The sequence below is a fragment of the Sphingopyxis sp. SCN 67-31 genome (assembly GCF_001725095.1).
The window spans coordinates 1-8,031 of the sequence record NZ_MEFH01000130.1 but is presented as its reverse complement, the minus strand read 5'-3'; the positions used below and the strand labels follow the sequence as shown (position 1 = coordinate 8,031).

Sequence of the window (8,031 nt, the reverse complement as noted above, 5' to 3'; positions counted from 1 at the left end):
CCAGCTGACCGCCGCGATGCAGCAGAATATCCTGCAGATGCTGCCGTATCAGATCGGCGTTGCGCTGTTCACGATGTTCGGGACGGTGGCAATCATGCGCTTGTGGCTGTCGCGGTCGAGCACCAGCGTCGGCGAAGCGCTGGGCTTTGCTGCGTCGATGCTGCTCACTATTTTGGCGGTGCAGATATTGACCGGCCTGATGCTGGGCGTCGGTTTTCTGCTGCTCATCATTCCGGGGCTTTATCTGATCGGGCGGCTCGCTTTCGTCGCGCCGCTGGTCGCCGACCGCGCGATCCGCAATCCGGTCGAGGTGATCGCGACGAGCTGGCAGATGACGCGCGGCAATGGCTGGCGCATTTTCCTGTTCCTGTTCCTCGTCACGCTGGTCGTCATCATCGCCGCATCGCTGGTGGGCGGGCTGGTCGGCATGATCGGCGGCGCGGGCAGCGTCGGCAAGATGCTCGGCGGGCTGGTCGAAGCCGGCTTCGGGCTTGTCGCGACGATGATCTCGATCGCGATTTCGGCGGCCGCCTATCGGCAGCTGGCGACAACCCAGGCGGGGGATATCTTCGCCTGACCATGTCCAACAGGGGAGAATGGATGTGAATAATATCAGCATCAGTCAGGCCTGGTCCTATGCGACCAGCTTTTTCAGCGGCCGCGCCGCCGAGCATGCCATCGCGCTGATCGGCGTCGGCATTGCGGTGCCGCTGATCCTGCAACTCGCGCTCGGCGGCGGCATGGCCGCCTTCGATCCGGCGCGGATGACGAGCGGGGCAGGGGCTTTCGCCGCGTTCAGCGGTTTTGCGATCCTGCTCGGCCTGGTCAATTACATCCTCCAGACCGGTAGCTATTTCGCTTCGTGGCGACTGGGCTTCAGCGACGGTCAGGAAAATGTCGGCGGTGCGCTGAGCTATGGGCTGGTGGCCGCGCTGCCCGTGCTCCTTTTCACGGCGGCGATCCTCTTCGTGATCGGCATCATCGGCTTTCTGCTCTTCGGCGGCGCCTTTGCGCCGGCGCTGCTCAGCGGCCGCCAGCCGAGCGAATCGGCGCTGGCCGGCATGGGCTTCGCGATGCTGATCCTGGTGCCGCTGTTCCTGCTGTTCATCGTCTGGCTCGCGGCGCGGCTGTGCTGCACCGGGCCGATCATGGCCGACAAGCGGACCTTCAATGTCCTGACCGGCCTGTCCGAATCGTGGCGGATCACCGGCGCGGCGCAGTGGAAGATCTTCGCCTATTTCATCCTGCTGGGCATCGCCTTCCTGGTGATTGCGATGATCCTTGGCGCGGTGGTCGGCTTTTCGGTCTTTGCGAGCGGCGGGATGCCGGGCGCGGGATCGATGGTCGGGCTGATCGTCGGCAGCATCGTGATGAGCATTCCCGTCGCCTATCTGCAGGTCGGGATTCCGGCGGGCATCTACCGCGCGCTCGGGCCCGTCGATGCGGGCAGCGTGTTCGCCTGATCGACGGTCAATATCGCAAGAATCAGGGGCGCCTGCGGCCGACGCGGCGCCCCTTTTTCGTCAGCTCCATTTGGCGAGCGGCGGCAGGCTCATAAGGATCGCGTCGATATTGCCGCCGGTCTTGAGCCCGAATAACGTCCCGCGATCGTAGACGAGGTTGAATTCGGCGTAGCGGCCGCGCCACACGAGCTGCTCCTCGCGCTCGGCTTCGGTGAAGGGCTGGTTCATCCGGCGCCGCACGATCTGCGGGAAGATGTCGAGGAAGGCCTCGCCCACGGCGCGGGTGAATTCGAAGTTGCGGTCGAAGCCCGCATCGTCGGCGCATTCGAGATGGTCGTAGAATATCCCCCCGACGCCGCGATGGACGCCGCGATGCGGGATATAGAAATAATCCTCCGCCCATTTCGAATAGCGCGCATAGGCATCGGGACCGAAGGGCGCGCAGGCGGCGCGCAGCCGCGCATGAAAAGCGTCGGTGTCTTCGGCATAGGGGATGGGCGGATTGAGGTCGGCGCCGCCGCCGAACCAGCGCTTCGTCGTCGTGAGGAAGCGGGTGTTCATGTGCACCGCCGGAACATGCGGATTGGCCATATGCGCGACGAGGCTGATGCCCGTGGCGAAGAAGCGCGGGTCGCTTTCGGCGCCGTTGATCGACTGGGCGAAATCGGGCGCGAACTCGCCCGCGACGGTCGAGACATTGACCCCGACCTTTTCGAAAACCCGGCCGGTCATCACCCCGCGCACGCCGCCGCCGCCTTCGCCCGCCGCAATACCTTCGGCCTCGCGGTCCCACGGCGTATAGGCGAAGCGCGCGTCGCTGCCCGCCTCGGCCTCGATCGCCTCGAACGCGGCGCAGATCCGGTTGCGCAGCGACTCGAACCAGTCGCGCGCCGCCTGTTGCTGGGGATCGAGCGAAATCATGACGCAAAGCCTTTCGTCTGCCGGAGTGCCTCGGCCAGCGCGATGCCAGCCGCGACCGCGACATTCAAGGACCGAAAGCCCGGCCGCATCGGAATCGCGACCCGCGCCGCCGCGGCGGCATGGACATGCGCGGGAACGCCCGACGACTCCGCGCCGAGCAGCAGCACGTCGCCCTCCTGAAACACGAAATCGGGCAGGGCGGTCGCGCCCGCGGTGGTCATCAGCACCAGCCGCCCGCCTTCGGCCCGGTTCCAGTCGCCGAAGCCCGCCCAGTCGGCGTGGCGCCGCACATTGGCGCGCGCGGCATAATCCATTCCGGCGCGGCGCAGCGCCTGGTCGGAAAAAGGAAAGCCGCACGGTTCGATGATGTGCGCCGGAACCCCGAAGCAGGCCGCGGTGCGCAGGATGGTGCCGACGTTACCGGCGATGTCGGGCTGAAACAGGGCGATTTGCATCGCTCCGCCTTAGCTTCGCGCGCCTGCGGAATCGAGAGGGGGCAACATAGCGGTCACAAAGCGGAAATTGCCTGTTGGCAAGGCTGTTGTGTGCGGCTATCAGGCCCGCAATTCCCGGAGGGGCCGCCGGGATTTGCGACGCTTTGCGCGCGTAAAACGGGGTGGCCAGTTTTCCGAGAACCATTGTCAGTTCACCCAGCGCAAGGGCAATCGAATGGCCAGTGAATCCAATCTCAACGCCGGCATCGAGGATGGCGTGCGGCGCCGGGACTTCATCAATATCGCGGCGGTCAGCTTCGCGGGTGTTGGTGCGGCCACCGTCGTTTTGCCGCTGGTGAACCAGATGAATCCGTCGGCGGACGTGCTGGCGCTGTCGTCGACCGAAATCGACATTTCCGCGATCCAGTCGGGTCAGGCGATCAAGACGAGCTGGCGCAAGCAGCCGGTGTTCGTCCGCAACCTGACGCCCGTCGAAATCGCCGAGGCGAAGAAGGTGCCGCTGAGCGACCTGCGCGATCCGCAGACGCTCGACGAGCGCACCAAGCCCGGCAAGGAAAACTGGCTGATCACGCTGGGCGTCTGCACCCACCTCGGCTGCGTGCCGCTCGGCGCCGCCGAGGGCGAGCCGCGCGGCGATTATGGTGGCTATTTCTGCCCGTGCCACGGTTCACACTACGACACCGCGGCGCGTATCCGCAAAGGCCCGGCGCCGAAGAATCTGTTCGTGCCGCCTTATGAATTCAACAGCGACACCGTCGTGACGATCGGCTGAGGAGCGAGATAAGATGAGCTTTCCCTGGGCCAAGAACTATGAACCCCAGCAGCCGCTGATGAAGTGGCTCGACGCGAAGCTGCCGCTGCCGCGTCTCGTCTATAATGCGATCGGGGCCGGCTATCCGGTGCCGCGCAACCTCAACTATTTCTGGAACTTCGGCGTCCTCGCCGGGGCTGCGCTCGCGATCCAGATCATCACCGGCATCGTGCTGGCGATGCATTATGCCGCCAATGCGGGCGTCGCGTTCAACTCGGTCGAGCATATCATGCGCGACGTGAACGCCGGCTGGTTCCTGCGCTACGCGCATATGAACGGCGCGAGCATGTTCTTCATCGTCGTCTATCTGCACATCTTCCGCGGCCTTTATTACGGTTCGTACAAGGCGCCGCGCGAAATGGTGTGGCTGCTCGGCGTCGTGATCTTCCTCCTGATGATGGCGACCGCCTTCATGGGCTACGTCCTTCCCTGGGGCCAGATGAGCTTCTGGGGCGCGCAGGTGATCACCGGCTTCTTCTCGGCGATACCCGCCGTGGGCGATCCGATCCGCGTCTGGCTGCTCGGCGGTTTTGCGCCGGACAACGCCGCGCTCAACCGCTTCTTCTCGCTCCACTATCTGCTGCCCTTCGTGATCGCGGGTGTCATCATCCTGCACATCTGGGCGCTGCATATCCCGGGGTCGTCGAACCCGACCGGTATCGAGGTGAAGGACGAACAGGACACCGTCCCGTTCCACCCCTATTACACCGCGAAGGACGGTTTCGGCCTCGGCGTGTTCCTGATGATCTTCGTCGCGCTGACCTTCTTCAGCCCGAACCTGCTCGGTCACCCGGACAATTATATCCCGGCGAACCCGCTTTCGACGCCGGCGCACATCGTTCCCGAATGGTATTTCTGGCCGTTCTACGCGATCCTGCGCGCCTTCACCTTCAACTTCCTGTGGATCGATGCGAAGCTGTGGGGCGTCATCGCGATGTTCGCGGCGATCGCGCTGCTCTTCTTCCTGCCGTGGCTCGACAGCTCGCCGGTGAAGTCGTCGAACTATCGTCCGCTCAACCGCATCTTCTTCTGGATCCTCGTCGTCGACGTGTTCATCCTGGGCTATTGCGGCAAGAGCCCGGCGGAGCAGCCCTATGTGATCCTCAGCCAGCTGTGCGCGGCCTATTATTTCGCGCACTTCCTGATCATCCTGCCGATCATCTCGCGGATCGAACGGCCGCTTCCGATGCCGAATTCGATCACCGAGGCGGTCCTCGCCAAGAATGCCGACGCGTCGTCGGCCCCGGCAACGGCCTGAGCGCCGGACTTTTATAGGAGCTGATACAGCCATGGTTCGTCCGCTCGGATTTCTCGTCGGCCTGGGTTTCATCCTGGCGCTGCTGTGCGCGATCTTCACCACGCCGCTCTCGAACGAGCCCAACGCGGTGCATGAATTCCACAAGCACCCGCGCCACCTCGCGCTCGCCAGCGACGGCATGTTCCCGCATTGGGACAAGGCCCAGCTGCAGCGCGGGATGCAGGTGTACAAGGAAGTGTGCTCGGCCTGTCACAGCCTGAACCTCGTCGCGTTCCGCGACATCGCCGAACTCGGCTATACCGAGGGTCAGGTGAAGAGCTTTGCCAAAAGCTATGACAATATCCCGTCGATCAACCCCGACACGGGCGAACCGGCGACCCGCACCGGCCTGCCGTCGGATCACTTCCCGGCGCCCTATGCGAACGAAACCGCGGCGCGCGCGGCGAACAACAATGCGCTGCCGCCCGATCTTTCGCTGATCACCAAGGCGCGCGAAGACGGCAAGAATTACGTCTATTCGCTGATCACCGGCTTCCAGAACCCGCCGGCGAACCTGCCGAAGGAACTGCAGCCGGCGACCGGCCTGCACTACAACCCCTATTTCGCGAACCTCAACCTCGCGATGGCACCGCCGCTCGCCGATGGTCAGGTGACCTTCGCCGACGGTTCGCCGAACGACCTCAAGAGCATGGCGAAGGACGTGACCGCCTTCCTCGTGTGGACGGCCGAACCCAAGCTGGTGAAGCGCGTGTGGACCGGCTGGGCCGTGTTCCTCTACCTCCTGATCTTCACCATCCTTGCCTATCTGTCGTACCGGAACATCTGGGCCGGCAAGGAACATTGAGGATTGGGGACGCGGGCATAGCGAAGGGCGGTCGACGATGATCGCCCTTCCGCCGCGTCCCGACCTCGACCTTTCGGGGCTCGTGCGCACGATCCCCGATTTCCCGAAACCCGGGATCCAGTTTCGCGACATCACGACATTGATCGGCGACGCGGCGGGCTTTTCCGAAAGCGTCCGCCGCCTGGCAGACCGCGCCGCCCGCTATCGCCCCGACCTGATCGTGGCGGTAGAGGCGCGCGGTTTTCTGTTCGGCGCGGCGATGGCAACCGCGCTCGGTATCGGGCTGGTGCCGGTGCGCAAAGCCGGCAAGCTGCCCGGCGTGACCATCGGCGTCGACTATGAACTGGAATATGGAACCGACCGGCTCGAGCTGCACGAAGGCGCCGTCACCGAGGGCCACCGCGTCGTGCTGGTCGATGATCTGCTCGCCACCGGCGGGACCATTCTCGCGACCGCCGAATTGATGCGCAGCGTCGGCGCCGACGTCGCCGCGGCGCTGTTCGTCATCGACCTTCCCGACCTCGGCGGCTCGCAGCGGCTCAAGGCCGCGGGCCTTGCGTGCGAAACGCTGATCGCCTTCGACGGCGATTAAGGCGCGGCGGCTTTGGGGTGAAGAGCCGCCACAGACATTACCTTCAGTTCGATCTCATGCAATTCCGTGTTCGGCGACCTTGATTAGCAGGTCGGCACCTTCTTTCCGGTTTGCTGTTTCTGGCATTCCCTTGCTTATGAGATCGCCAAGCTTCTCTGCGAGAGGACTGCATTTCTGAAAGCGATACAGATTCGCTTCACCGTGTGCAGGTTCAATATCGGTGGACCGCCAACCCGCTCTTTCCATGTCGCTTTTCAGGCACTTCCAATGGACTTCGTATGCCTCAAACACGACAAAGTTGCTTTGCTGCATTTTTTGGCCCGCAATATGTTCAAATAGGGGTCTAGCAAGCCAGACAGCCCCGACTGCCAGCACTAGCGCTAACGCCACGACCAGTTCGATCCAGTCGAGTAACAGTTCCATTACATCGAGACCTCTTGCCAATTGGCCACCTGTATGACGACCAAGGCCTAAGGATTTCCTACGTCAGCAACCGGTCGATTCCGGTCATTCGATCCAGATCGGCGGCAACGGCGACTTTGGGGCGGATTGCTGACCGGCGGGTTTTGCCGCCCTCGGGACGAAAGCAGGCACAGCCGGCAGCATGGGCGCGATAGGGAGTGGTTCCGGCTGAAGGCGAAATGACACATCTAAGCAAACAACTCTCTATTTCGCTGCCTTTCTAAATGCTGGCTATGTTTCACCGGAGGCCACGCACCGCCAGATCGTTGGCAATCAGCCCGTTCCATTCGGTCGGTTGAAAGCTTTCGACCGGACTGCCGACGACACGCTGATCGCGCCAAGCCCAATGCGTAGGCGACGCGGTGTTGAAACTGAATCCTGGCGATAGCCATAACGGCTCCGCTAAGCGCGCATATCGAACCTCAGTGCGGCGCATAAGCCGTACCAAGCCGGAAGGCGTACGTCGGAACACTTCGCGCCTTTTGAATGGGGCGATGGGATGCAGTGAAAGGCGCCAACCCTCACCGTCGAAGCGGAAGCCTCGAAGAGCCGGATCGTAGTTCCACCGTTCGACGATGAGGACATCGGAGCGCGCATCCCGCACCTCATCGTCATGCAAACACAATCCCTCCCGCGCAAAGTCCTCCAGTTTGTCCGAGAGCGGCGGCGGCGGGGGTGGGACTTCGCGCCCAATTTCTGCGGGCGTGGCATACGTCGTTTGTAACCGCGCGTTGTTGCATCCCCCAATCGGTCCGAGCGAAAAGCGACGTGCGGAGGTTGGGAGCGAGGCTTGCTTCGACAGCATATCAAGAGGTACTTCGATAAAGCTTTTTGCCGTGCGCGAAAATAGGAGCCGCTGGCAGATGTCCCAACACTTACCGGAAGAGCCTAAGCCTCTGTCGATTGCATGGGTGACGGAAAGATTTGCCGGCAATGTAGGAGGCGCGCCGTGGTCTTGTGCGATCAGGGCCTGAACGCGTTGTTCAGTGACCGCATTGGCCCACAATGGGATACCAAAACCGACCGCAAGCGGTAGCGTGGCCGCGGCCGCAAACATCGCTAAGCGCGGAGTTCTGCCTGACACTCTGCGTAGGATCGTATAGATTGTCAGCGTCTGGGTGAAATAGATCCATGCTCCCGGCATAAGGGCGATCAGCCATGCCAATCCGTTCTTCTACATCATTTCCGGCTTCCGGTACGGATTCCTGGGGGATGCCGACTCGCC

Annotated in this window: 10 protein-coding genes and 1 pseudogene; 7 read left to right on the top strand and 4 right to left on the bottom strand. The window is 62.9% G+C overall.

Annotation, left to right across the window (positions count from 1 at the left end; translation table 11 throughout):
• Both ABS88_RS21195 and ABS88_RS21190 read left to right on the top strand, forming a co-directional pair.
• Positions 1–577, top strand: a 577-nt coding sequence (locus ABS88_RS21195) for a hypothetical protein (RefSeq protein WP_286750505.1), incomplete at its 5' end; no start/stop codon positions are given.
• Between the two features lie 25 nt (positions 578–602).
• A complete protein-coding gene (locus tag ABS88_RS21190) occupies positions 603–1,463 on the top strand; it encodes a hypothetical protein (protein ID WP_156001385.1) in 861 nt (286 codons plus the stop codon).
• Positions 1,464–1,523: 60 nt separating this feature from the next.
• On the opposite strand, the gene hemF is transcribed toward ABS88_RS21190, so the two are convergent.
• Both hemF and ABS88_RS21180 read right to left on the bottom strand, forming a co-directional pair.
• Positions 1,524–2,384 (bottom strand): oxygen-dependent coproporphyrinogen oxidase, encoded by an 861-nt coding sequence (gene hemF / locus ABS88_RS21185; protein WP_286750504.1) that lies wholly within the window; start codon positions 2,382–2,384, stop codon positions 1,524–1,526.
• Positions 2,381–2,839 (bottom strand): tRNA (cytidine(34)-2'-O)-methyltransferase, encoded by a 459-nt coding sequence (locus ABS88_RS21180; RefSeq protein ID WP_086455797.1) that lies wholly within the window; start codon positions 2,837–2,839, stop codon positions 2,381–2,383. The genes hemF and ABS88_RS21180 overlap by 4 nt, the downstream gene beginning before the upstream one ends.
• Positions 2,840–3,053: 214 nt before the next feature.
• On the opposite strand from ABS88_RS21180, the gene petA reads away from it, so the two are divergent.
• From petA to ABS88_RS21160, 4 genes are read left to right on the top strand one after another with little or no spacing between them, the layout of a single operon-like run.
• Complete coding sequence (gene petA, locus ABS88_RS21175) at positions 3,054–3,611, top strand: ubiquinol-cytochrome c reductase iron-sulfur subunit (protein WP_003050479.1); 558 nt, start codon at positions 3,054–3,056, stop codon at positions 3,609–3,611.
• Between the two features lie 13 nt (positions 3,612–3,624).
• On the top strand, positions 3,625–4,908 hold the full coding sequence (locus tag ABS88_RS21170; RefSeq protein WP_003050481.1) for a cytochrome b: 1,284 nt from the start codon (positions 3,625–3,627) through the stop codon (positions 4,906–4,908).
• A 31-nt stretch (positions 4,909–4,939) separates the two neighbouring features.
• Positions 4,940–5,752: a cytochrome c1 gene (locus tag ABS88_RS21165; RefSeq protein WP_003050484.1), complete on the top strand. Its 813-nt coding sequence runs from the start codon at positions 4,940–4,942 to the stop codon at positions 5,750–5,752.
• A 37-nt stretch (positions 5,753–5,789) separates the two neighbouring features.
• Complete coding sequence (locus tag ABS88_RS21160) at positions 5,790–6,344, top strand: adenine phosphoribosyltransferase (protein ID WP_286750503.1); 555 nt, start codon at positions 5,790–5,792, stop codon at positions 6,342–6,344.
• Positions 6,345–6,398: 54 nt separating this feature from the next.
• Here ABS88_RS21160 and ABS88_RS21155 read toward each other — a convergent pair whose 3' ends face one another.
• Complete coding sequence (locus ABS88_RS21155; protein WP_286750502.1) at positions 6,399–6,767, bottom strand: hypothetical protein; 369 nt, start codon at positions 6,765–6,767, stop codon at positions 6,399–6,401.
• Positions 6,768–7,044: 277 nt separating this feature from the next.
• Positions 7,045–7,971, bottom strand: coding sequence for a hypothetical protein (locus ABS88_RS21150; protein WP_286750501.1), 927 nt, complete (start codon positions 7,969–7,971; stop codon positions 7,045–7,047).
• Here ABS88_RS21150 and ABS88_RS21145 point away from each other — a divergent pair.
• Positions 7,940–8,031 (top strand): annotated as a pseudogene (locus ABS88_RS21145) (ABC transporter permease); the annotation flags it as partial. The gene ABS88_RS21150 and the pseudogene ABS88_RS21145 overlap by 32 nt on opposite strands.

Bases quoted from the DNA above. Each gene is read 5' to 3' on its own strand.
- hemF (WP_286750504.1), bottom strand. From the start codon at position 2,384: ATGATTTCGCTCGATCCCCAGCAACAGGCGGCGCGCGACTGGTTCGAG.
- ABS88_RS21170 (WP_003050481.1), top strand. From the start codon at position 3,625: ATGAGCTTTCCCTGGGCCAAGAACTATGAACCCCAGCAGCCGCTGATG.
- ABS88_RS21180 (WP_086455797.1), bottom strand. From the start codon at position 2,839: ATGCAAATCGCCCTGTTTCAGCCCGACATCGCCGGTAACGTCGGCACC.
- petA (WP_003050479.1), top strand. From the start codon at position 3,054: ATGGCCAGTGAATCCAATCTCAACGCCGGCATCGAGGATGGCGTGCGG.
- ABS88_RS21155 (WP_286750502.1), bottom strand. From the start codon at position 6,767: ATGGAACTGTTACTCGACTGGATCGAACTGGTCGTGGCGTTAGCGCTA.
- ABS88_RS21165 (WP_003050484.1), top strand. From the start codon at position 4,940: ATGGTTCGTCCGCTCGGATTTCTCGTCGGCCTGGGTTTCATCCTGGCG.
- ABS88_RS21160 (WP_286750503.1), top strand. From the start codon at position 5,790: ATGATCGCCCTTCCGCCGCGTCCCGACCTCGACCTTTCGGGGCTCGTG.